The 22,429-nt window shown below is 43.3% G+C and carries 20 protein-coding genes and 2 pseudogenes; 19 read left to right on the top strand and 3 right to left on the bottom strand.

Translation table 11 applies throughout. The features are described from left to right. Positions 1-34: 34 nt before the first annotated feature. From recF to dnaA, 3 genes are all read right to left on the bottom strand, one after another. Positions 35-1,156 (bottom strand): DNA replication/repair protein RecF, encoded by a 1,122-nt coding sequence (gene recF / locus UNITIG_RS12335; protein ID WP_101758652.1) that lies wholly within the window; start codon positions 1,154-1,156, stop codon positions 35-37. 31 nt (positions 1,157-1,187) lie between these two features. After that, positions 1,188-2,294: a DNA polymerase III subunit beta gene (gene dnaN, locus UNITIG_RS12330; RefSeq protein WP_101758651.1), complete on the bottom strand. Its 1,107-nt coding sequence runs from the start codon at positions 2,292-2,294 to the stop codon at positions 1,188-1,190. Positions 2,295-2,386: 92 nt separating this feature from the next. Next, on the bottom strand, positions 2,387-3,796 hold the full coding sequence (gene dnaA, locus UNITIG_RS12325; RefSeq protein ID WP_101758650.1) for a chromosomal replication initiator protein DnaA: 1,410 nt from the start codon (positions 3,794-3,796) through the stop codon (positions 2,387-2,389). Positions 3,797-4,364: 568 nt separating this feature from the next. On the opposite strand from dnaA, the gene rpmH reads away from it, so the two are divergent. From rpmH to glmU, 19 genes and pseudogenes are all read left to right on the top strand, one after another. Next, on the top strand, positions 4,365-4,499 hold the full coding sequence (gene rpmH / locus UNITIG_RS12320; RefSeq protein ID WP_101758649.1) for a 50S ribosomal protein L34: 135 nt from the start codon (positions 4,365-4,367) through the stop codon (positions 4,497-4,499). Positions 4,500-4,535: 36 nt separating this feature from the next. Continuing rightward, positions 4,536-4,922 (top strand): ribonuclease P protein component, encoded by a 387-nt coding sequence (gene rnpA / locus UNITIG_RS12315; RefSeq protein WP_101758648.1) that lies wholly within the window; start codon positions 4,536-4,538, stop codon positions 4,920-4,922. Between the two features lie 26 nt (positions 4,923-4,948). Next, positions 4,949-5,193, top strand: a pseudogene (gene yidD, locus UNITIG_RS12310) (membrane protein insertion efficiency factor YidD). 2 nt (positions 5,194-5,195) lie between these two features. After that, positions 5,196-6,905 carry a membrane protein insertase YidC gene (yidC, locus tag UNITIG_RS12305; RefSeq protein ID WP_101758647.1) on the top strand — a complete coding sequence of 570 codons (1,710 nt, stop codon included), beginning with the start codon at positions 5,196-5,198 and terminating at the stop codon, positions 6,903-6,905. A 27-nt stretch (positions 6,906-6,932) separates the two neighbouring features. After that, entirely contained in the window at positions 6,933-8,327 is a 1,395-nt protein-coding gene (gene mnmE / locus UNITIG_RS12300) for a tRNA uridine-5-carboxymethylaminomethyl(34) synthesis GTPase MnmE (protein ID WP_101758646.1), read from the top strand. Between the two features lie 577 nt (positions 8,328-8,904). Next, on the top strand, positions 8,905-10,803 hold the full coding sequence (gene mnmG / locus UNITIG_RS12290; RefSeq protein ID WP_101758644.1) for a tRNA uridine-5-carboxymethylaminomethyl(34) synthesis enzyme MnmG: 1,899 nt from the start codon (positions 8,905-8,907) through the stop codon (positions 10,801-10,803). Positions 10,804-10,832: 29 nt separating this feature from the next. Continuing rightward, positions 10,833-11,477, top strand: a complete 645-nt coding sequence (gene rsmG / locus UNITIG_RS12285) for a 16S rRNA (guanine(527)-N(7))-methyltransferase RsmG (protein ID WP_101758643.1) — start codon at positions 10,833-10,835, stop codon at positions 11,475-11,477. A 45-nt stretch (positions 11,478-11,522) separates the two neighbouring features. Further along, positions 11,523-12,286, top strand: a pseudogene (locus UNITIG_RS12280) (ParA family protein). Between the two features lie 119 nt (positions 12,287-12,405). Continuing rightward, on the top strand, positions 12,406-13,302 hold the full coding sequence (locus UNITIG_RS12275; RefSeq protein WP_101758642.1) for a ParB/RepB/Spo0J family partition protein: 897 nt from the start codon (positions 12,406-12,408) through the stop codon (positions 13,300-13,302). A gap of 257 nt (positions 13,303-13,559) precedes the next feature. Further along, positions 13,560-13,970 carry an ATP synthase subunit I gene (locus tag UNITIG_RS12270; RefSeq protein ID WP_101758641.1) on the top strand — a complete coding sequence of 137 codons (411 nt, stop codon included), beginning with the start codon at positions 13,560-13,562 and terminating at the stop codon, positions 13,968-13,970. 72 nt (positions 13,971-14,042) lie between these two features. Continuing rightward, positions 14,043-14,969 carry a F0F1 ATP synthase subunit A gene (gene atpB / locus UNITIG_RS12265; RefSeq protein ID WP_101758640.1) on the top strand — a complete coding sequence of 309 codons (927 nt, stop codon included), beginning with the start codon at positions 14,043-14,045 and terminating at the stop codon, positions 14,967-14,969. A gap of 88 nt (positions 14,970-15,057) precedes the next feature. Next, positions 15,058-15,297, top strand: a complete 240-nt coding sequence (atpE, locus tag UNITIG_RS12260; RefSeq protein WP_085758116.1) for a F0F1 ATP synthase subunit C — start codon at positions 15,058-15,060, stop codon at positions 15,295-15,297. Between the two features lie 54 nt (positions 15,298-15,351). After that, positions 15,352-15,822, top strand: coding sequence for a F0F1 ATP synthase subunit B (locus tag UNITIG_RS12255; protein WP_101758639.1), 471 nt, complete (start codon positions 15,352-15,354; stop codon positions 15,820-15,822). Positions 15,823-15,834: 12 nt separating this feature from the next. After that, a complete protein-coding gene (locus UNITIG_RS12250; protein WP_101758638.1) occupies positions 15,835-16,371 on the top strand; it encodes a F0F1 ATP synthase subunit delta in 537 nt (178 codons plus the stop codon). Between the two features lie 25 nt (positions 16,372-16,396). Further along, entirely contained in the window at positions 16,397-17,941 is a 1,545-nt protein-coding gene (gene atpA / locus UNITIG_RS12245) for a F0F1 ATP synthase subunit alpha (RefSeq protein ID WP_101758637.1), read from the top strand. Between the two features lie 89 nt (positions 17,942-18,030). Beyond that, positions 18,031-18,897 (top strand): F0F1 ATP synthase subunit gamma, encoded by an 867-nt coding sequence (atpG, locus tag UNITIG_RS12240; RefSeq protein ID WP_101758636.1) that lies wholly within the window; start codon positions 18,031-18,033, stop codon positions 18,895-18,897. Between the two features lie 135 nt (positions 18,898-19,032). Further along, positions 19,033-20,430: a F0F1 ATP synthase subunit beta gene (atpD, locus tag UNITIG_RS12235; RefSeq protein ID WP_101759271.1), complete on the top strand. Its 1,398-nt coding sequence runs from the start codon at positions 19,033-19,035 to the stop codon at positions 20,428-20,430. A 57-nt stretch (positions 20,431-20,487) separates the two neighbouring features. Continuing rightward, the gene (locus tag UNITIG_RS12230; protein ID WP_101758635.1) at positions 20,488-20,910 is read left to right on the top strand and encodes a F0F1 ATP synthase subunit epsilon; all 423 of its coding nucleotides are present in this window, start codon (positions 20,488-20,490) and stop codon (positions 20,908-20,910) included. Between the two features lie 149 nt (positions 20,911-21,059). Further along, the gene (gene glmU, locus UNITIG_RS12225) at positions 21,060-22,418 is read left to right on the top strand and encodes a bifunctional UDP-N-acetylglucosamine diphosphorylase/glucosamine-1-phosphate N-acetyltransferase GlmU (protein ID WP_101758634.1); all 1,359 of its coding nucleotides are present in this window, start codon (positions 21,060-21,062) and stop codon (positions 22,416-22,418) included. The last annotated feature ends 11 nt before the right edge of the window (positions 22,419-22,429 follow it).

Below are 22,429 nucleotides of genomic sequence, written 5' to 3'. Positions count from 1 at the left end.
TTTAAACTTATTCTTGCCGCTTTAGCAGCATTCATTATGGAGCCGGTGCAAAACCGCCAGCCACAACCTCTGAAATCTTACCTTGTTCCACGTGGAACATTGATATTGACGTGTCATCACCCCAACAACCAACCAAGTCGTTATGATCAACACAGGTTACAAAAACCTGGCACTGTAATTCTTCAAACAGCCCACACAGCGCCTTTCTATGTCGGAAATCCAGCTCTGCAGGCAAATCATCCACCAGAAACACGCAGGACTTCCCGGTTAACTGCGACAGCAAATACCCTTGGGCGACCCTTAGCGCGCAAACAACAAGTTTTTGCTGACCACGAGATAATATATCCGCAGCGTTACTCGCACGATAACGTAACTTTAAGTCTGCCCGGTGTGGACCAGACAATGTATAACCTTGTTCCTGCTCTCTTTGCTGATTAGAAGCCAACACTTCGGTAAATGTCCTATCCTTATCCCAACCTCGAAAATAAGCAAGCTGCAAGCCATCAAGATCTATAAGACGGTCTAACACCTTCTCAAAAACAGGAACCAACTGTGTAAAATAGGCCGCTCGATAACCATGTATAAGCTCTGCATGCTGAACCAGCTCTGACGTCCATACAGCCAGTTGAGGCTGGTCTATTCTAGCATGCCGCAACAAACTATTCCGTTGTTTTAAACAGCGTTGAGCGCTTTTCCAGACACTATAAAACTGATGTTCCACGTGGAACACACCCCAGTCCAAAAACTGTCGACGAACAGACGGGGACCCCTCCAGCAACTGAAATGTGTCAGCATTAATAACTTGTAGCGGGAGGTTCTCAGCTAATACAGATGCAGATTTAACATGTTGACCAGCTACCTTGATAACACCAGGCTTAGCAGAGGCTTTAAAACGCTTAATGCCAACCGGCTGATAGCCAAGGCCTTCAATATCAATCTCAGCAAAGCTAACACAGCTATCCATATCAATATTGACAAGGGGTTTAAGCTTATGGCCCCGAAAAGAGCGGGCTGAAGAGAGTAGGTAAATAGATTCCAAAACGCTGGTTTTGCCTGCACCATTATCACCAAACAATATATTAATAGGCGATAAGTTCTCAAGGCAGGCTCTGCTTAGGTTTCGGACCCCGGTAATTTCTAACCTGCGAATTAACAAAGTAGAATCAGTTAATCAAACAGAGGAAAGCTTATAAACGCATCGGCATGACAACATACATAGAATCACCAGCCTCTGATTCTTCTAGTAAAGCACTGCTGTTAGCATCCGCTAAAGATAATTTAACCTTTTCACCACTCAGAACACCCATAACATCCAGCAGATAGCTGACATTAAAACCAATTTCCAGGGATTCTCCCTGATATTCTACAGAAACAATTTCCTCGGCTTCTTCTTGCTCGGGATTATTAGCAACAATCTGGATACTGCCGTCAGATAAGAGTAATCGAACACCACGATACTTTTCATTAGAGAGGATAGCCGTACGTGAAAAGGCCTGTCTTAAGTCTGTTCTTGAACCAAAAATAGTTTTGGTACTGGCCTTCGGTAATACACGGTCATAATCCGGGAACTTCCCATCAACCAACTTTGAGGTAAAGGTAAATTCATTGGTTGTTGCACGAATATGGTTAGAGCCTATGACGATTTGAACATCATCATTTTCATTCATCATCAACCGGGCCAACTCGATAACCCCTTTACGAGGAAGAATGACCTGCAAACTCTCGGAACTGGTAATATCCGCTGCTAATGTACAAAGCGCCAGACGGTGACCATCTGTGGCGACAACCCGTAATTGACCGGACTGAACTTCCCATAACATCCCGTTAAGATAGTAACGAACATCTTGCTGCGCCATGGCAAAACTAGTGCGGTCTATTAAGCGCTTAAGGTCTCCCTGTTTAACAGAGAAGTTCTGACTCCCGGGGCTTTGCTCAACATTAGGGAAGTCGCTAGCAGACAGTGTAGACAGGGTGAAACGGCTTCGACCTGAACGAACAATAACGCGCTGGTCATCCAAGCTAAATTCTATATCACAACCATCGGGCAAAGATTTACAAATATCCGCCAACTTGCGCGCGGGAACGGTAATTTCACCACCAGATTGAGGAGCTTGCTCCAAGGTAACACGGCCAACCAACTCAACTTCCAAGTCTGTCCCAGTGATAGATAACTGATTTCCCTCAAGCTCCAACATCACATTAGATAATATAGGCAGGGTTTGACGGCGCTCGACCACGCCAGCAACCAGATTTAATGGGGTTAATAGGGCTTCACGGGAAATCACAAATTTCATGTTGATCTCAATCCTTATCGGTAGGGATATATCTTGTGTTAGTTAGCAACCATCAGCTTCAAGCTGGTGGCATATCTTATTGTTAAATCCGGCTACGTTGTTAATGAACGAAGTAGATTCTTACAGTCCTCGCGGATATCCGCATCGGATTCTTCCAGCTCTTTTATTTTTCGGCATGCATGCAATACCGTCGTATGATCGCGACCACCAAAGCTATCGCCAATCTCTGGCAAACTATGATTAGTGAGCTCCTTGGCCAAAGCCATGGCAACCTGTCTGGGCCTTGCCACCGAGCGGCTGCGGCGCTTCGACATCATATCCGAAACTTTAATTTTATAGTACTCAGCAACAGTACGCTGAATATTATCCAGGCTTATTTGTTTATCCTGGAGGGCTAATAAATCCTTCAATGATTCACGAATAAGCTCAATATCAATAGCCCTACCAGTGAAGTGAGCACTTGCTATCACCCGTTTTAATGCACCCTCCAATTCACGAACATTGGAACGAATACGCTGGGCAATAAAAAACGCGGCATCTCCAGGTAAGTCAATGTAAGCCTGCTCCGCCTTTTTCATTAATATAGCTACACGCGTCTCCAGCTCAGGCGGCTCTACCGCAACGGTTAAGCCCCAGCCAAACCGGGATTTTAATCGCTCTTCTAACCCATTAATTTCTTTAGGATAGCGATCGCATGTGAGAATCATTTGCTGGCCACCTTCCAGCAGCGCATTAAATGTATGAAAAAACTCTTCCTGAGAGCGCTCTTTACCAGCAAAGAACTGAATATCATCTATCAATAGGGCGTCAACTGAACGGTAATAGCGCTTAAATTCGTTAATTGCGTTCAATTGTAAAGCTTTCACCATGTCAGCGACAAACCTTTCAGAGTGCAGATAAACCACCTTGGCATTAGGGTTCTTTTGCAATAATGCATTACCAACAGCATGCATTAAGTGAGTCTTACCCAAACCAACACCACCGTACAAAAATAATGGGTTGTAAGCGCCGCCGGCATTTTCTGCCACCTGCATCGAAGCGGCCCTGGCTAGCTGGTTAGACTTACCCTCTACAAAAGTATCAAAAGTATAGTTCTCAATCAGAAAACTCTGGTGCTTAATCCCACCCTCAACCTCTACGGAGCGCAATGGTTTTTGACTAGGAGGAATAATAATATCCTGCTGTCTCAGCGAAGCATTGGACATAGGATTAAAAGGACGCGGGGTAGAAGGCTCTAAAACCCGCTGTTGGGTAGAAGAAACAGGACTGCTGATTTCGAGATTAACCTCAAAGGATTGCCCGGATGTTTCAGCCACTATTTCAGAAATCCGCTCCAAATACTTATTATTAACCCAATCACGCACAAAACGATTCGGCGCAAGCAGCTGGATATGATTGGCATTGATTTCCACCTGTAACGGTCGAATCCAAGTATTGAACTGCTGAGAAGGCAGCTCATCTTGCAAAAAACGAATACATTGCTGCCAAACAGAATCAGGCAAGAAAATTCCCCAGAAAGAACATAATGTGAATAAATATCTACTTAAGCCGTACGGACGATAACAACCTGCTTTTTGTTGTACTTGGGTGCCTCGCCTGAAAAACATTACTCAGGGGAAAAAGTGGATAACTTATACCATCTACCCCAAAGAGCTGTGCATTGTACTCCCCCTTTTTGGACTTATCCACAAAAATAACTGCAATGTTTCAAATAATCCCAGCCCATAAATACTATTATATTTCAATAACTTATCAGATAAAAAATACGGAAAAACCTACTCCTAAGCAAAACCAACCAATCTGTGGATAAAAACAATGCATTACTGTGGATAACTTATCAATAAACTGTGAATAGTATGTGCTTAACTTCAAAAATAAGGTTTTAGCGTTCTTGCTTCATTTATATACCTATTTCATCCAATTTGAATGCATAAACAAATTGATATTAACGCGCAAATTCTCTAGAATGCGCGGTCCTTGAAAAGGGTCAACTTTTGTACTGTGTTAATGCAGCTATTCAAGTAATAACAGGCCCCGCTCGATTTATTAGATTTAATTGGAAGTTTTGTCATGAAAAGAACATTTCAACCCAGCGTATTAAAGCGTGCTCGCACTCACGGTTTCCGTGCTCGTATGGCAACTAAAAATGGTCGCGCTGTTATTAATCGCCGCCGTGCCAAAGGCCGTAAGAAACTAGCCGCTTAATTTTTTATAAGCATTACACCTAACTCATGGACTCCTGTGGATAATCCTCCTTTAGACTTAACGTTTAATAAGTCATTAAGGTTGTTAGATGCTAATGCTTATAAAGCTGTTTTTGATGACGCTCAAATAAAAGTTTCAAGTAAAAATACTTTATTATTAGCGAGACTCAACAAGACAGGTACCAGACCTAGATTAGGCTTGGTAATAGCAAAAAAAAATGTACGCTTGGCTACTCAACGTAACAGAATCAAGCGCATCATTAGAGAAAGTTTCAGGTTGCAACAATACCAACTCGGTGGAGTCGATATTGTTGTATTAGCACGACGGGGGTTAGATCAACTGGATAACAGTGATTTACACCAATTGTTTAACCAGCTTTGGTTACAACTAAAAAAGAAAGCAGCTAAAAAAGCTCAATCCTGATTTCTTAAACCTCTTAAAGGCGAACCATGCGCCGATTATTCATAAGCTTGATTAAAGGTTACCGGTTATTGATTAGCCCATTTATGGCGCAATCCTGCCGCTTCCACCCAGCTGTTCCAGCTATGCTATTCAAGCTATCGAACAACATGGCGTTTTAAAAGGTTGCTGGCTTGCGACAACACGCTTGTTGCGCTGCCACCCGTTTCATCCCGGTGGTTTCGATCCTGTACCGGAAAAACCCTTAGATCAACACGAGCATACAGCACACTAATTATGGATTTCCAACGCTATTTACTTATTGGTTCTATCGCCGCTTTATCTTTTATGTTGTTAACTGAATGGGTTCAGTTTAAAGAAGATAGAAGTGGACAAGATGTTGTAGCCGCATATCAGCAACAAACTAATCAATCAGCTAACAACTCCAGCGCTCAAATTGCAGACTCAAATGCGATGATGGTAAATAATCAAGTTGACTCTATTCCGAGCACAGCAGATATTCCTACTATCGAAAGCGTTACAAGTTCAAATGAAGAAAAACCACAAATTAACATCAACAGTGTTCGTATTCATACTGATGCACTGGAAGTAGAAATAAATACCCTGGGTGGTGATATCGTTTTTGCGGCATTAAAAAAATACTATGCCAAAATAGATAACCCTGATGTACCTTTTACAATGCTGGAACAATCCAATCTTCGGACTTATGTTGCCCAGAGCGGCTTAATAGGTACCAATGGCATTGATACCAGTAAAGGCAGGGCACAATATACAACTAATGCCAAAGAATATAATTTAAAAGACGGTGATGACGAATTATTCGTAGATTTAATATTTCAACAACAGGATGTCACCATTACCAAACGTTTTATATTCAAACGCGGTGAATATGTTATTGGTGTGAAGTATTTAATTGAAAATAATAGCAGCCAACCATGGACTGCCGGAATGTTTGGGCAATTAAAGCGTGATAATACTGCAGACCCTTCTGCGGACTCTTCCGGTATGGGTATGGCACCTTATTTAGGTGCAGCTATTCACTTACCGGAAGAACCCTATAAAAAAATAAGTTTTGATGACATTGCTGACAAAGAATTTCCGAAACAAAATATCGAAGGTGGTTGGGTAGCTATTGTTCAACATTATTTCACCAGTGCCTGGATTCCTGATGCTTCACAAACACATAGTTATTCAATGCTTAAAGCTAAAGATGAGGCGAATATTGTACGGTTTACTAGCCCACAACTAACCGTGGAGCCTGGTGGCCGCGGTGAAATAACATCGCAGCTGTATACCGGCCCAAAAGATCAATACCGTTTAGAAACTATTTCAGCAGGATTGGAGCTTACTGTTGATTACGGAATTTTATGGTGGATTGCACAACCACTATTTTGGTTGCTGACAAAATTGAACGGTTATTTAGGTAACTGGGGCTTCGCCATTATTGCGGTAACTGTTTTGGTCAAAGCGGCATTCTTTCAGTTAAATGCCAAAGCTTATACATCCATGGCTAATATGCGCAAAGTGCAACCAAAGCTTGTTTCAATTCGTGAACGCTATGCCGATGACAAACAAAAGCAATCACAAGAAATGATGGCACTTTACAAGAAGGAAAAAATCAATCCTCTCGGTGGTTGTTTGCCTATTCTGGTTCAAATGCCAGTGTTTATTTCTCTCTACTGGGTATTAATGGAAAGCGTAGAATTACGTCATGCTCCTTTTATTGGTTACATTAAAGATTTATCGGTAATGGATCCCTATTTTATCTTGCCGTTAATTATGGGGGTTTCAATGTTTATCCAGCAGAAGCTCAACCCACCACCACCTGATCCAATGCAGGCAAAAGTCATGCAGTGGATGCCAGTGATGTTCACGTTCTTTTTCTTGTTCTTCCCTGCAGGTTTAGTATTGTACTGGGTAGTAAACAATACCTTATCCATTGTGCAGCAATATATTATTACTAAACGCATTGAGGGAACTGCCTAAACCTAGCCGTTGGGCGTCATAAACTAAATGGTTCTAGATACCGATACGATTGCAGCTATAGCTACCGCGCCAGGACGGGGCGGTGTAGGCATTATTCGGGTATCAGGGCCCAATGTTAAAACCATTGCTAAAGCTATTACTGGTAAAGATTTAAAACCTCGCTACGCTCAATACGGCTCTTTTCTTCCAATTGAAACGCCATCTAACGCTGTTGAAAGATCACCAATTGATAACGGCATCAGTCTCTTTTTTCCTGGCCCACACTCGTTTACCGGTGAGGATATTTTAGAGCTACAAGCCCATGGTGGTCCTGTCTTACTCGATATTCTTTTAAAAGAAGTTATTCAGTGCGGTGCACGCTTAGCTCGACCGGGTGAATTTTCTGAACGTGCTTTTTTAAATAATAAAATTGACTTGGCACAAGCTGAAGCGATATCAGATTTAATTAATAGCGTTTCCGAACAAGCCGCTAGAAATGCATTTAGATCACTACAGGGAGAATTCAGTAAAAAGATTACAAGTCTAGTCGAGGCCGTTATTCAACTGCGTGTTTATGTAGAGGCTGCGATTGATTTTCCAGAAGAAGAAATTGATTTTTTAGCTGATGGCAAAGTCGCTAACGACCTCAATGTTATAATACAAAAATTGCAGCAGGTTTTTGTTGAAGCCAAACAGGGTACATTATTACAAGAAGGCATGACGGTTGTAATTGCCGGTAAGCCCAATGCGGGTAAATCCAGTTTGCTCAACGCCCTGTCAGGGCGTGAAAGTGCAATAGTAACCGCAGTTGAAGGTACTACCCGCGACGTGCTTCGTGAACAGATACAAATAGATGGTATGCCCTTACATATTATTGATACGGCTGGTCTACGCGAGAGCCCGGATATAGTTGAACAGGAGGGAATTAAACGAGCCTGGACTGAAATTGAAAAAGCTGATCGTATCTTATTTGTCGTAGACAGCAGCCAAAGTCAGGAAACAGACCCTGCTAAATTAAGTCTGGATTTAGGTTCAGAGCTAAGCAACCAACTTTCTACACTCTCAAATATTACTATTATTCACAATAAATGCGATTTAATTGGCAAGACAGCTGCGATACACAATGCAGAAATCCCATTGATCCAGCTTTCAGCTAAAGCCGGAGAAGGTATCGAGATACTCACTGAGCACCTTAAAAATTGTATGGGATTTAACGGCGCAGGCGAAGGTGGGTTTACCGCTAGACGTCGGCATTTGGTATCACTGGAACAAGCTCAGTCAGCCCTGTCAGCAGGGCAGGAGCAGCTAGAATCTCATGGTGCAGGAGAGTTATTGGCAGAAGATTTGCGTCAATGTCAAAATGCACTAAGTGAAATCACCGGCGAGTTCACCCCTGATGATTTATTAGGAGAAATTTTTTCCAGTTTTTGTATTGGTAAATAAGTGCCCAAAACCAAGCTTAACCACACTCAATTCTACCTCCAGCCGAGCTATACCGAATTCCCCCTACCTTATAACAAGCTTATCCACTACTTTTACAGCATGTTATTCACAAAGATCATTAACTATAACTACTAGCTCCTGAACGATAAATAGCTGTGGATAACCCTGAACATAAGCCCCTGACAACCTCTTAGCCGGCCCTGCATAAAACACTACCTTAATCAGCGTCCAAAACTTCTTGTGGATAAAGCAGCTATTTATCCACGGTGTGTCCCAAGCTTCCACTCAGTTAAAACAGCTGTTATCGATGTAGTTATAAGTAAACTAAACTGTTGATAAATAAGAATTTATTTAAGTTAACCACAGAAATTAAGATGCCAATAGTTATAACAATAACTAATCTATATACATATATATTATTTAATAACTTAATTATCTATTTAAATAAAAATAAGAGAAAATTTCGATTAAATATCTATTACCTCTCCTGATTATATTTTCACCATTCGCTTTCTACCTGCCCATCACTGCTTTATAATCGCCGCCCTTTTCGTATTTACCCGTATTTGAGGTTGTTGTGGATTATCCAGAGCGTTTTGATGTCATTGTGATTGGTGGTGGCCATGCCGGTACCGAGGCTTGTTTAGCTGCAGCCCGTATGGGCTGCAAAACATTATTGCTGAGTCACAATATTGAAACTCTGGGACAGATGTCCTGCAACCCAGCTATTGGTGGGATTGGCAAAAGCCACCTGGTTAAAGAAATTGATGCCCTGGGCGGTGCTATGGCTAAGGCTACCGACTTAGGCGGTATCCAATTTCGAACGCTTAACGCTCGCAAAGGCCCCGCCGTAAGAGCCACTCGCGCACAAGCAGATCGTGCACTCTACAAAGCAGCCATTCGGGATATTTTAGAGAACCAACCCAACCTAAGTATTTTTCAGCAAGGTGTGGACGATTTGATTGTGGAGAACGATCAAATTATCGGTGCTGTCACCCAAATGGGTTTGAAGTTTTATGCTTCGACAGTGGTGTTATCAACCGGGACCTTTTTAGGCGGAAAAATTCATATCGGTATGGATAATCACAGTGGTGGACGTGCTGGTGATCCGCCATCCATTGCTTTGGCTCATCGTTTGCGAGAGTTGCCATTTCGAGTTGATCGATTAAAAACGGGTACACCACCACGGATTGATTCCCGCTCGGTAGATTTTAGTCAGCTGGAAAAACAGTGGGGCGATAAACCGGAACCAGTGATGTCGTTTATGGGTTCAGTTGAACAACATCCTGAGCAGGTTTGTTGCTGGATTACCCACACCAACGAACATACCCACGATATAATTCGCAGTGGTTTGGATCGTTCACCTATGTATGCACAGAGTAAAACGATTGAGGGGACCGGGCCGCGTTACTGTCCATCGGTTGAGGATAAGATTCATCGCTTTGCCGATAAAAACTCGCACCAGGTTTTTATTGAGCCCGAAGGTTTGCGTACTCACGAACTATACCCCAACGGTATTTCAACAAGCCTACCCTTTGATATCCAGTTCGCATTAGTACGTTCAATAAAGGGATTTGAAAACGCGCATATTTCCCGCCCTGGTTATGCGATTGAATATGATTATTTTGATCCCAGAGATTTAAAACACTCGCTGGAAACAAAATTTATTAAAGGTTTATTTTTTGCTGGCCAAATTAATGGTACTACCGGGTATGAAGAGGCAGCAGCACAGGGCTTGTTGGCTGGTATCAATGCTGCATTGCAAGTGCAAGGAAAAGAATCCTGGTGTCCCCGCCGTGATGAAGCCTATATTGGCGTAATGGTCGATGATTTAATTAGTATGGGAACGATGGAACCCTATCGTATGTTTACGTCCCGGGCAGAGTATCGATTATTATTACGCGAAGATAACGCTGATTTACGACTGACTGAAAAAGGACGTGAATTTGGTTTGGTTGATGATGATCGCTGGCAGAGCTTTGTTAATAAGCGTGAAGGAATAGAAAAAGAATTACAGCGGCTTTCATCAACATGGATTCAGCCAAATACAGCAGAAGCAAAAATTGTTGATGCATTGATTGAGAAACCAATTTCCCGGGAATACAGTTTATTGGATTTATTAAAGCGTCCCGGTGTGAATTACAGTGACGTGGCAAATGTAAAAGGTAGTGCTACTGATAATCCACAAGTTGCTGATCAGGTTGAAATACAAATTAAATATTCCGGCTATATCGATCGGCAATCAGATGATATAGCGCGCTTGCGTCGTTATGAAAATACTACCTTGCCTACCGACTTTAATTACAGCGTGGTAGAGGGTTTATCTAATGAGGTAAAACAAAAATTAGGTGAGGCCAAACCTGACACACTCGCAAGAGCCGCTCGTGTACCAGGGGTAACTCCAGCGGCAATATCGATATTACTCATTTTTTTAAAAAAGCACGGCGCATTGGAAAAGAAAGTATCTAATGCTTAATAATAAGCGAAACATTAAAGCAGAATATTTTGGATAACACTTATCACGAGCAATTAGTCGATGGTATTAAACAGTTAGCACTGGATATTCCAGATAGCAACATAGATAAACTGTTAGATTATCATCAACTACTAATAAAGTGGAACAAGGCATATAACTTAACTGCTGTTCGCGATCCATTAGCAATGATTCCACGTCATTTGTTAGATAGCTTAAGTATTGGTAAGTTTTTAGATGGTCAGCGATTTATAGATGTTGGTGCCGGTGCTGGTTTACCGGGAATTATATTGGCAATTATTTTTCCGCAAAGGGAATTTGATTTACTGGATAGTAACGGCAAAAAAACGCGTTTTTTAGTTCAGGTTAAAGCTGAGTTATCATTGACCAATGTTACTATTCATAATTGTCGGGTAGAACAGTTTCATCCGGAAGTGTTATTTGATGGGGTTATTTCTCGAGCATTTGCCACATTGGCCGATATGGTTCAAGGCAGTCAGCAGTTACTAGCCGATGATGGTTTGTTTTATGCTATGAAGGGCCTTTATCCTGAACAAGAATTAAAACAGTTGAGTGAATTGTCAAAAGCCTATAATGTCGAGGCTTGTCATGCGTTAACCGTTCCAGGGGAAACCGCAGAGCGACATCTACTTGTGATTAGCCAAAACAGATCATAATCACCACTAATCACAAACGTTTCATAACATTAAAGGGTTAGATCGTTGGGCAGAATCATTGCAGTCACCAATCAAAAAGGTGGTGTGGGTAAAACCACCACCTGTGTCAATTTATCTGCATCATTAGCGGCTACCAAGAAAAAAGTATTATTGATAGATTTGGATCCCCAAGGCAATGCCACTATGGGAAGTGGCATTGATAAAAATAATGTTGAACACAGCTTATATGATGTTTTAGTGCATGATGTACCCATTGCGGAAGTCAGCGTTAATGCTGCAAATTGTGGTTATGATATTGTTCCTTCTAATGCAGATGTTACTGCGGCTGAAGTTGAGTTATTAAATATTGAAGGTAAAGAATTCCGTCTACGTGATGCGCTGGCGATAGAGCGGGCTGAATACGATTTTATTATTATCGATTGTCCCCCTTCACTGAATATGTTGACAGTGAATGCACTGGCAGCAGCCCACGGGGTGATGATTCCAATGCAGTGCGAATATTATGCACTGGAAGGTTTGTCAGCACTGTTGGATACCATTAATCAAATACAGCAGGTATTGAACCCCAAGCTGGAGATAGAAGGTTTGCTGCGCACCATGTATGACCCACGCAACAGCTTAACCATGGATGTATCCAAACAACTGACAGAGCATTTTGGCGATAAAGTATATCGCACGGTTATCCCCGTAATATTCGTTTAGCCGAAGCACCCAGTCATGGTTTGCCTGTGTTGCACTACGATAAACAGTCCAAAGGAGCTATGTCATACCTGGCATTGGCAGGGGAGATGTTGCGTCGTGCGGACTAGGTTATCTCACTCAGATTATTTCTATTTATCGCTGCTTTCCCCACAGACTATATTTTTAACGTCTCTTAGCGTTAAGATACCCGAAATTAGCAACATTTAATTATTTGATTGGAATCACCATGGCGGCAAAAAAACGCGGTTTAGGACGAGGTCTGGATGCACTTTTAAGTGCTGGCAAAGCGTCGGCTACTACAACCGAGGATACTTCTGAAGCGGCGAGTGCAGACAACAATGATGGTGAGTTGCGCAAACTGCCGGTCGATATTATTCAGCGGGGTAAATATCAACCACGTCGTGACATGCACCCTGAAGCCCTGGAAGAATTAGCAGCAAGCATCAAAGCCCAGGGGGTTATGCAGCCGATAGTAGTTCGGCCCATCAGTGCCGATAAATACGAGATTATTGCTGGTGAGCGGCGCTGGCGGGCTACCCAGCTAGCAGGTATAGACATGATTCCGGCGGTTATCCGGCACGTGCCTGACGAAGCTGCAATCGCCATGGCGTTGATTGAAAATATCCAGCGTGAAGACTTAAATCCCATGGAAGAAGCGTTAGCGCTATCCAGGTTGCAGCAAGAATTTGAATTAACCCATCAGCAAATTGCAGACGCTGTGGGTAAATCCCGTGCTTCAGTGACTAATTTATTGCGATTAATGTCTTTACGAGACGATGTACAGCGCATGTTGGAGCATGGTGACCTTGAGATGGGGCATGCCAAGGCCTTGCTAGGTTTACCTGCTGAGCACCAATCTCAAGCGGCATCCACTGTGGTTAGCAAGGGTTTTTCTGTGCGCCAAACCGAGGCTCTGGTCAGAACGTTATTGGCTGAAATGGATTCACCCAAGGCGAAGGCCCAAAAACAAATAGATCCTGATATTAAAAACCTGCAGCAACAGCTTTCAGAAAAGGTCGGGGTGCCGATTACTATCCAGCACAGCGCTAAAGGTAGTGGGAAGTTGGTTTTAAAATATAACAATTTAAATGAGCTGGACGGCATCCTTAGTCACATCAAGTAACCATCAGGTCATAACAGCCGCCTTATTCTCATTGGAAACACATTATCTAGTAGTTTAAAAGTTCGTGGACACTAAATAGACCATTTATAACAAAAAGGCGGTTAATTTCGGGGTTTCTGCAACGAACTACAGATAATAAGCAGCCAAATATTAATCGATAATAAGGACAATTCTGTTGAATACCGTCCTTATTATCCCTATAATGCGCCCCGCTTAAATAGGCGTTAAGCCGGTGTAAAATCAGTGGGAGTGTCGCAATGCAGTTACCTAAAATAACTGCATCCAGCCATCAAACTGGTGCCCAGCTAAACAAACCTCCTCTGTTGCGAGTATTTGCCCTGCAGTTGTTTGTACTGCTGATGTTATCGGCGGGCATATTATTGGTAGATCACACCGCGGCGTTATCAACATTGGTGGGTGGGTTGATTTGTTTAGCGCCTAATGCGTATTTTGCCAGCTGGGCCTTTCGTTTTTCCGGGGCTAAAGCGGCAAGTGAAGTAACCCGGTCATTTTATCGGGGCGAAGCAGGAAAGTTTGTTTTTACCACATTATTGTTCGCGGGCACGTTTGCTCTGTTGAGACCGATTAATGTGGTTGTTATTTTTCTGGCTTATATATTTATGATGGTGCTGAATTGGATATTGGCACTGCGCTTTTTTAAACGCTAGTAGCCGTTCAAAAAGTAAGCGCAAAAAAATTTGATGGAATTGCTTTTAATCGCTATTACAGGTTTCTAACAGATGGCAGGTGACACTCTTACCACTGAAGGCTATATCAAGCACCACCTTACCAATATGACTTATGGTAAGTTGACTGAAAATGTTGAGCGGGTGCACACTGATGGTACTACCGAAATATTGGAAGCGGGTACCTGGACGTTAGCGCATAGCAACAACGAAGTTGATGCCATGGGTTTTATGGCAGTGCATGTTGACTCAATGTTTTGGTCGATAGCATTGGGCATGATTTTTATTTTGATTTTCCGCTCGGTAGCAAAAAGCATTCACTCTGGCATTCCAACAGGTTTACAAAATTTTATTGAAATGGCTATCGAGTTTATTGATGGCACAGTGAAAGATACGTTTCATTATAAAAATGCCTATGTCGCGCCCTTGGCTTTAACTATTTTTGTCTGGATCTTTTTCATGAACCTGATGGATTTAATCCCAGTGGATTGGATTCCGGAAATCATGATGTTAGTGACGGGTGATCCACACTTCTTCTTTAAGGTAGTCCCCTCTACTGATCCCAATATCACACTCGGTATGGCCTTTACTGTTTTTGGTATGATGATTTATTACAGCGTGAAAGAAAAAGGCTTTATGGGTTTTGTTAAAGAATTAACCCTGCACCCATTTCACGCCGGCAAATGGTATGTGGATATCTTCCTGATACCAGTCAACTTTATTCTTGAAACAGTATCATTAATTGCCAAGCCGATTTCTTTGGGTCTTCGATTGTTCGGTAACCTTTATGCTGGCGAAATGATTTTTATCCTGATTGCTGCAATGTTTGGCGCCGGTTTATTCCTCGGTTTGCTTGCTGGTGTGCTGCAAATGGGTTGGGCAATATTCCATATTTTGGTTATTGCGTTACAAGCTTTTGTTTTCATGGTGTTAACTATCGTTTATATGGCGATGGCGCACGATGTTGACGAAGAACACTAATTAATAATTAGTGTTTAACAGTTTTACTTTTTATTAACTCACTGAACTTCGGTTCAACTTTTAACTTTTAAATAAGTGGAGATAGAAAATGGGTCTTGCATTAATCGCCGTTTCTCTTTTGATTGGTTTGGGTGCCGCTGGTACTGCTATTGGTTTTGGTCTGTTGGGCGGAAAACTGCTGGAAGGTTCAGCACGTCAACCAGAAATGGCTCCTATGCTTCAGGGTAAAATGTTCCTGATCGCTGGTCTGTTAGATGCGGTTCCAATGATCGGTGTTGGTATCGGCATGTACGTATTGTTCGTTGTTGTTCCTACTTTAGCTGCTTAAGTTAAGCGTTAACTGATAACACTTACTTATTCACTAACAAGCTGAGGTGTCGGCGTGAACATTAATCTGACTTTAATTGGCCAGTCCATCACATTCCTGTTCTTTGTGTGGTTCTGTAAAGCTTTCGTATGGGGTGCTATTCGCACTGCAATGGATGAGCGTGAAAAGCAGATCGCTGATGGCCTTGAAGCTGCTGATCGTGCTGGAAAAGATTTAGAACTAGCACAAGAGAAAGCGACTCAAAATCTACGCGAATCGAAAGAGCAAGCAGCTAGCATCATTGATGCAGCCAATAAGCGTGCTAATCAAATCGTGGAAGAAGCGAAAGAGGCCGCTCGCGAAGAAGGCGATCGTATCAAAGCAGCAGCACAGGCTGAGATCGAACAAGACGTTAATCGTGCGAAAGAAGCTTTACGTGGCCAGGTTGCGGTATTGGCCCTTGCCGGTGCGGAACAGGTACTGGAAGCGACTATCGATGCAAGTGCTCACAAAGAGCTGGTAGAAAAATTGGCAGCGGGTCTATAGGGAGAGTTTGGCATGGCTGAATTAAGCACCCTGGCAAGACCTTATGCGCGAGCAGCGTTTGAGCATGCATCATCAGTTAAGCAATTAGCTGAATGGTCTACTCAATTAGCGACAGCCGCTGCTGTTGCACAATCTGACAATATGGTGAAAGTATTAACTTCACCATCATTGACCTCAGAGCAACAGGCCGAAAAATTCATTGCCGTTTGTGGCGATGAGCTGGCTGCTAAAGCACAAAACTTTATTAAAGTATTGGCGGATAATAAGCGTTTAGCGCTATTACCAGTCATCTCTGCTTTATATGAAGAGTTCAAAGCCAACCGTGAAAAAACTGTTGAAGTAGAAATCGCGACAGCCTTCGAGCTGGACGCAGCTATTCAAGACAAGTTGGCGAAAGCCTTAAGCGGTAAGTTAGAGCGCGATGTAAATTTACACACTGTTATAAATTCTGACCTGATTGGTGGTGTAGTTGTACGCGCTGCTGATGTGGTTATCGACGGCAGTATTCGTGGTCGTTTAAACAAACTTGCCGAAGCAATGAATTCCTAGCGTAAGCTAAGACGAGGAAAAGAAAATGCAACAGCTGAATCCATCTGAGATTAGCGAAATTATCAAAAGCCGCATCGACCAGCTTGATGTGTCTAGCGAAGCCCAAAACGAAGGTACGGTCGTTTCTGTAACTGACGGTATTATTCGCATCCACGGTCTTACCAATGTTATGTATGGTGAGATGATTGAGTTTGAAGGCGGCGTCTACGGTATGGCGTTGAACCTGGAGCGCGATTCTGTTGGTGCGGTTGTATTGGGTGATTACCGCGGTATTGCGGAAGGCCAGATCTGTAAGTGTACTGGTCGGGTACTTGAAGTACCGGTGGGTCCTGAATTACAAGGTCGTGTTGTCGATGCACTGGGTATGCCTATAGATGGCAAAGGCCCAATCAACGCAAAAGAAACTGACTTTATCGAAAAAGTAGCGCCAGGTGTTATCGAGCGTCAATCGGTTGATCAGCCAGTGCAAATTGGTTTGAAAGCGGTTGATGCGATGGTGCCAATTGGCCGTGGCCAGCGTGAGTTGATTATCGGTGACCGTCAGATTGGTAAAACAGCTATTGCGGTTGATGCGATTATTAACCAGAAAGGTTCTGGTATTAAGTGTGTCTACGTAGCGATTGGCCAGAAGGCATCATCTATTGCAGCTGTTGTTCGTAAATTAGAAGAACACGGTGCTATGGACCACACCATTATTGTTGCGGCTACCGCCTCTGATCCAGCTGCGATGCAGTTCCTGGCGCCATTTGCTGGTTGTACAATGGGTGAGTATTACCGTGATCGCGGTGAAGATGCCTTGATCATTTATGATGATTTGACCAAGCAAGCGTGGGCTTATCGTCAGATTTCTTTGTTGCTTCGTCGTCCGCCAGGTCGTGAAGCATATCCTGGTGATGTTTTCTATTTGCACTCGCGTTTGTTGGAGCGTGCAGCTCGTGTTAACGCTGATTACGTAGAGAAATTTACTAACGGCGAAGTGAAAGGTAAAACCGGTTCACTGACAGCCTTGCCAGTTATCGAAACACAAGCTGGTGACGTATCGGCATTCGTACCAACTAACGTAATCTCTATTACCGATGGTCAGATCTTCCTTGAAGCTGACATGTTTAACTCCGGTAATCGTCCAGCAATGGATGCCGGTATTTCGGTATCGCGTGTTGGTGGTGCGGCTCAAACCAAAATCATGAAAAAATTGTCTGGCGGTATTCGTACTTCTTTGGCGCAGTATCGTGAATTGGCAGCGTTCTCCCAGTTCGCTTCAGATTTGGATGATGCGACTAAGGCACAGTTAGATAATGGTGAGCGTGTAACTGAATTAATGAAGCAAAAGCAGTATGCACCACAGAGTGTTGCTGAAATGGGCTTGATGGTTTACTGCGCAAACGAAGGTCACCTATCTGATGTTCCCGTAGAAAAAATAGGTGACTTTGAATCGGCTTTATTGTCATTTGCCAAAAGCGAATACGCCGACACCATGAGTGCTATTGCTGCCAGTGGTGATTGGAACGATGACTACAAAGCCAAGTTTGTTGAATTGGTAGAGAAATTTAAATCTACACAGACCTATTAATAAGAGGTTCAATGCCTCTTATTAATAGTGGGGCCAGATCTTTAGCTCTGGCCCCTAAATACCGAGTTAGCCTTTGATAGGTAGAGAAAATGGCAAGCGGAAAAGAAATACGGACTCAGATATCGAGTATTAAAAGTACGCAGAAAATTACTAGCGCAATGGAAATGGTTGCCGCCAGTAAAATGCGTAAGGCCCAAGACCGCATGCAGGTTGGTAAGCCTTATGCACAGCGTATTCGCTCGGTAGTTGGACATATTGCTAACGCTAATCCTGAGTACAAGCACATGTACATGGTGCAGCGCGAAGTAAAACGTGTTGGCTTTGTAGTGGTTTCAACCGACCGTGGTTTGTGTGGCGGCTTAAACACCAACTTGTTTAAAGCGGCAATTAAAAGCATGCAAGCTTATGCAGCGAAAGAAACCGAGATTGATTTGTGTGTAGTTGGCGCAAAATCAGCGGCATTCTTTAACAGCTATGGCGGTAATGTAGTTGCTGCAGTGCGCGATTTAGGTGAAGACCCAGCGATTGCCGATTTAATTGGCGGCGTGAAAGTTATGTTGGATGCCTACGCGGACGGTAAAATCGACAAGTTGTATCTGGTCAGTAATCAATTTGTTAATACCATGACGCAAACGCCAACGGTAGAACAGTTATTGCCGTTGGAAGCAGATGACGATAAAGGTTTAAAGCATCATTGGGATTATCTTTATGAGCCCGATGCGCAGGAGCTGCTGGAAGGCTTATTGACGCGCTATGTTGAGTCACAAGTGTATCAGGCAGTCGTTGAAAATGGCGCTTGTGAGCAAGCTGCGCGGATGCTGGCGATGAAAAATGCAACCGATAATGCGGGTGACTTAATCGATAACCTGCAATTGGTTTACAACAAAGCGCGTCAAGCAGCGATTACCCAAGAGCTTTCAGAAATTGTAAGTGGTGCAGCAGCAATCAGTAATTAATGCTGCATGGGATAAGTGGGATCAGCGCTAAAGACCTGGCCCCGAGCAAAGATGCAAACAGAATTTAATTTTGATGGTGACGCTTCTAAAAGAGAAGTGAATCCGGAAAATCCAAATCCTAAAGAGGAATCGGAAATGAGTAGCGGACAAATCGTTCAAATCATTGGTGCGGTAATCGATGTGGAATTTCCACGCGATGCAGTACCTCAGGTTTATGATGCACTGATGGTTACTGAAAAAGGTTTAACCCTGGAAGTGCAACAGCAATTAGGCGACGGTATTGTTCGTGCCATTGCAATGGGTTCATCAGAAGGTATTAGCCGCGGTTTATCCGTAGAAAATACCAAGGCGCCCATATCAGTACCAGTTGGTATTGAAACACTGGGCCGGATCATGGATGTGTTGGGTAACCCAATCGATGAGTGTGGTCCAATCGGCGAAAAAGAACGTTCAGCGATTCACCGCAAAGCACCTGCTTATGACGAGTTGGCCGCTTCTGAAGAATTGTTGGAAACGGGTATCAAAGTTATCGATTTGGTTTGTCCGTTTGCCAAGGGTGGTAAAGTTGGTCTGTTCGGTGGTGCCGGTGTTGGTAAAACTGTAAACATGATGGAGTTAATCAATAACATCGCGACTGAGCACTCAGGTTTATCCGTATTCGCTGGTGTTGGTGAGCGTACTCGTGAAGGTAACGATTTCTACTACGAGATGCAGGAAGCCGGCGTTGTTAACGTTAAAGAATTTAACAAATCCAAAGTAGCGATGGTTTATGGTCAGATGAATGAGCCACCAGGGAACAGACTACGTGTAGCCTTGACCGGTTTGACCATGGCGGAAAAATTCCGTGACGAAGGTAAAGACGTACTGTTGTTCGTTGATAATATCTACCGTTACACATTGGCTGGTACCGAGGTATCTGCACTGTTAGGCCGTATGCCTTCTGCGGTTGGTTATCAGCCAACACTGGCTCAGGAAATGGGTGAGTTACAAGAGCGTATTACATCTACCAAGACAGGTTCGATTACTTCTATCCAGGCGGTATACGTACCAGCGGATGACTTGACCGATCCATCGCCTGCTACCACTTTTGCTCACTTGGATTCAACCGTTGTACTGAGCCGTGATATAGCCGCGAAAGGTATTTACCCTGCGGTAGATCCACTGGACAGTACTTCACGTCAGCTGGATCCGCTGATCATTGGTCAGGAGCACTATAATGTTGCTCGTGGCGTACAGTCGGTACTGCAGCGTTATAAAGAATTGAAAGATATCATCGCTATTTTGGGCATGGATGAATTATCTGAAGAAGATAAGCAGACAGTAAACCGCGCACGTAAAATTGAGCGTTTCCTGTCACAACCATTCCACGTAGCAGAAGTATTTACCGGTTCACCAGGTAAGTATGTTTCTTTGAAAGAAACTATTGCCAGCTTCAAAGGCCTGTTGGCGGGCGAATACGATCACATTCCAGAGCAGGCGTTCTATATGTGTGGTGGTATCGAAGAAGTACTGGAAAAAGCGAAGAAGATGTAAGTAGGCGCTTTGGCGTTTCCTTACTCTTCTATCAAGAACTGATAGGCGTGTTATTTTATGGCTATGACTATTCACTGTGACATCGTTAGTGCTGAGCAGGAAATTTTTTCCGGTTTGGTTGAAATGCTTGTTGCTAGCGGCGCTTTAGGCGACTTGGGTATTGGCTATGGTCACGCACCATTGCTTACTTCGTTGCAACCAGGCCCCATTCGTATCAAGAAGCAAAATGGCGAAGAAGAAGTCTATTATGTGTCAGGCGGCTATTTAGAAGTTCAGCCTGGTACTGTTAGTGTATTGGCGGATACCGCATTACGTGCAGACGATATTGATGAGGCTTCAGCACTGGAAGCACAGAAAGAAGCTGAGCATGCGATTGCCAATCAAAACGGCGATTTTGATTATGGCCGTGCTTCTGCGCAATTAGCTGCTGCAACAGCGCAATTAAGGACTTTACAGGCAATACGTAAAAAGTTTGGCTAAGTGTTAAGCAGGCAATATTTACGGATAAAAGGGTAGCTTCGGCTACCCTTTTTTATTTAGGCTTCTACAATAATAAGACTGCATTGAGCATTCATTAATTAGCTAATAATCAGATTGATAGCGGTTTAAATTCAACAAAAGGAACTTACGTGACAACAGAGGTTGTTATTCTCGCTGCGGGACAGGGCACTCGCATGCGCTCCAAACTCCCCAAAGTTTTGCATCAAGTTGCAGGCAAGCCGATGGTTGCACATGTGATTGAAAGTGCAAAACAAATTGGGGCAGATGTTATTCATGTGGTTATCGGGCATGGCGCGGATCAGGTTAAGGCCAATATTCAAGACGCGGACATTAATTGGGTGGTACAAGAGAAACAGTTAGGGACGGGTCATGCTGTGGCGCAGGCATTGCCAACCATCAATGATGATAGTGTAGTTTTAGTAGCCTATGGCGATGTGCCACTGGTTGCTAATCAAACATTGTCTTCTTTAGTCAGTGCAGCAAGTGATGACACCCTATCTTTATTAACCGTACATTTGGACATTCCTGCAGGCTATGGGCGCATAGTGCGTGAAGCGGGCTCGATAAAAGCCATTGTTGAACAAAAAGATGCGAACGCGGCGCAACTTGAAATCACAGAAGTGAATACGGGTATTCTGGCGGTATCGGCTAAAAAGTTAAAACAATGGTTGCCGACCTTGTCAGCGAATAATGCGCAGGGTGAGTATTATTTAACAGATATTATTGCTTTAGCTGTCGCTGACGGAATGCAAGTGTTGGCGCAACACCCTGAAACAACGATGGAAGTTGAGGGCGCGAATAATCGCCAACAGGTGGCAGCACTAGAGCGTTTTTACCAACTGCAACAAGCACAGCGGTTAATGTCCGAAGGAGCAACGTTAGCAGATCCACAGCGCATTGATATTCGTGGCAATTTAACCATAGGTCAGGATATTTTTATTGATATAAATTGTGTGTTTGTTGGTGATGTCAGTATTGCCGATGACGTGACTATTGGCCCTAATTGTGTCATCGAAAATTCAACCATTGGCCAAGGTTCGGTGATCAAAGCTAACAGTGTGCTAGAAAATGCGATAGTTGGAGAAGCGTGCGATATTGGTCCATTTGCCCGCTTACGTCCTGGCACAGTATTGAGTAATAAAGCCAAAATAGGCAATTTTGTTGAAACCAAAAAAGCTACTATAGGCGAAGGCAGCAAGGTGAATCATTTATCCTATATTGGTGATAGTAATATAGGTAAAGGTGCCAACATAGGTGCAGGCACCATTACTTGTAATTATGATGGGGTGAATAAATCTGTGACTACTATTGGCGATGGTGCATTTATTGGTTCAAACACCGCGTTGGTGGCACCGGTTAGTGTTGGAAAAAATGCGACTATAGCTGCAGGATCAATTATTACAGCCAATGTTGCCGACGAGCAATTAGGTGTGGCCAGAGGCAAGCAGCGGAACATTGATGGCTGGAAACGTCCAAGTAAAAAATAGTTGTCAAGAAA

It is taken from the genome of Oceanicoccus sp. KOV_DT_Chl, from assembly GCF_900120175.1.
In the GTDB taxonomy this organism is placed as follows: domain Bacteria; phylum Pseudomonadota; class Gammaproteobacteria; order Pseudomonadales; family Dasaniaceae; genus Oceanicoccus.
This window is presented reverse-complemented; position numbering and strand designations above follow the sequence as displayed.